Annotated in this window: 1 rRNA gene; it reads right to left on the minus strand. The window is 49.3% G+C overall.

The features are described 5' to 3' along the window. Positions 1–174 precede the first annotated feature (174 nt). Positions 175–1,744: ribosomal RNA gene (locus tag FC77_RS07520) — 16S ribosomal RNA — on the minus strand. Positions 1,745–1,911: the final 167 nt, after the last annotated feature.

Raw genomic sequence — 1,911 nt, forward strand, 5'->3', positions numbered from 1 at the left:
TCTTCAATGATTGTCTCGGTTTTTATTTGGATTATATTCAGTTTTCAATGTACTAACTTTTCTTGAGGTACTACCCTCAAAACTAAACAAAGTTTCTTTCGTGTGCTTCCGTTTGCTTCACTGACTTCTCTTAGTAGTCTCCTACTCTCCGTCAGCTTCGCTTTTTTTCCTTAGAAAGGAGGTGATCCAGCCGCAGGTTCTCCTACGGCTACCTTGTTACGACTTCACCCTAATCATTTGTCCCACCTTAGACGGCTGACTCCTAGTAAACTAGGTTATCCGGCCGGCTTTGGGTGTTACAAACTCTCATGGTGTGACGGGCGGTGTGTACAAGGCCCGGGAACGTATTCACCGCGGCGTGCTGATCCGCGATTACTAGCGATTCCAGCTTCGTGTAGGCGAGTTGCAGCCTACAGTCCGAACTGAGAACAGCTTTCAGAGATTCGCTTGCCTTCACAAGTTCGCTCCTCGTTGTACTGCCCATTGTAGCACGTGTGTAGCCCAGGTCATAAGGGGCATGATGACTTGACGTCATCCCCACCTTCCTCCGGTTTGTCACCGGCAGTCTCATTAGAGTGCCCAACTTAATGCTGGCAACTAATAATAAGGGTTGCGCTCGTTGCGGGACTTAACCCAACATCTCACGACACGAGCTGACGACAGCCATGCACCACCTGTCTTAGTGTCCCCGAAGGGAACGCCTAATCTCTTAGGTTGGCACTAGATGTCAAGACCTGGTAAGGTTCTTCGCGTTGCTTCGAATTAAACCACATGCTCCACCGCTTGTGCGGGCCCCCGTCAATTCCTTTGAGTTTTGACCTTGCGGTCGTACTCCCCAGGCGGAGTGCTTAATGCGTTAGCTGCAGCACTGAGAGGCGGAAACCTCCCAACACTTAGCACTCATCGTTTACAGCATGGACTACCAGGGTATCTAATCCTGTTCGCTACCCATGCTTTCGAGCCTCAGCGTCAGTTACAGACCAGAGAGCCGCCTTCGCCACTGGTGTTCTTCCATATATCTACGCATTCCACCGCTACACATGGAGTTCCACTCTCCTCTTCTGCACTCAAGAAAGACAGTTTCCGATGCTATTCCTCGGTTAAGCCGAGGGCTTTCACATCTGACTTATCTTTCCGCCTGCGCTCGCTTTACGCCCAATAAATCCGGACAACGCTTGCCACCTACGTATTACCGCGGCTGCTGGCACGTAGTTAGCCGTGACTTTCTGGTTGATTACCGGCAAATAATGAGCAGTTACTCTCACTATCTTTCTTCACCAACAACAGAGCTTTACGATCCGAAAACCTTCTTCACTCACGCGGCGTTGCTCCATCAGACTTGCGTCCATTGTGGAAGATTCCCTACTGCTGCCTCCCGTAGGAGTTTGGGCCGTGTCTCAGTCCCAATGTGGCCGATCAGTCTCTCAACTCGGCTATGCATCGTTGCCTTGGTAAGCCGTTACCTTACCAACTAGCTAATGCACCGCGGGTCCATCCTTTAGCGACAGCTTACGCCGCCTTTCAAAAAGAAATCATGTGATCTCTCCTTTTATCCGGTATTAGCACCTGTTTCCAAGTGGTATCCCAGACTATAGGGTAGGTTACCCACGTGTTACTCACCCATCCGCCGCTCGCTTCCCTAACTTCATACCCGAAGGTAATCAATTAGTTCGGCTCGCTCGACTTGCATGTATTAGGCACGCCGCCAGCGTTCGTCCTGAGCCAGGATCAAACTCTCATGTTAATATGTTTGTTTGAATGTTTGCTCATTCGTTTCCAAGATTTTTTTATCTCGGATTTATTGCTTGCGAAATTGACTTCGCTTTTGTTTGGGTTCTTACACCCGCACACTTTTAGCGAAACTTTGTTCAGTTTTCAAGGTACTACCTCGTTGCCCCTTTAACAGACAAC

The sequence above is a fragment of the Lactobacillus acetotolerans DSM 20749 = JCM 3825 genome, assembly GCF_001436775.1.
Lineage (GTDB): Bacteria > Bacillota > Bacilli > Lactobacillales > Lactobacillaceae > Lactobacillus > Lactobacillus acetotolerans.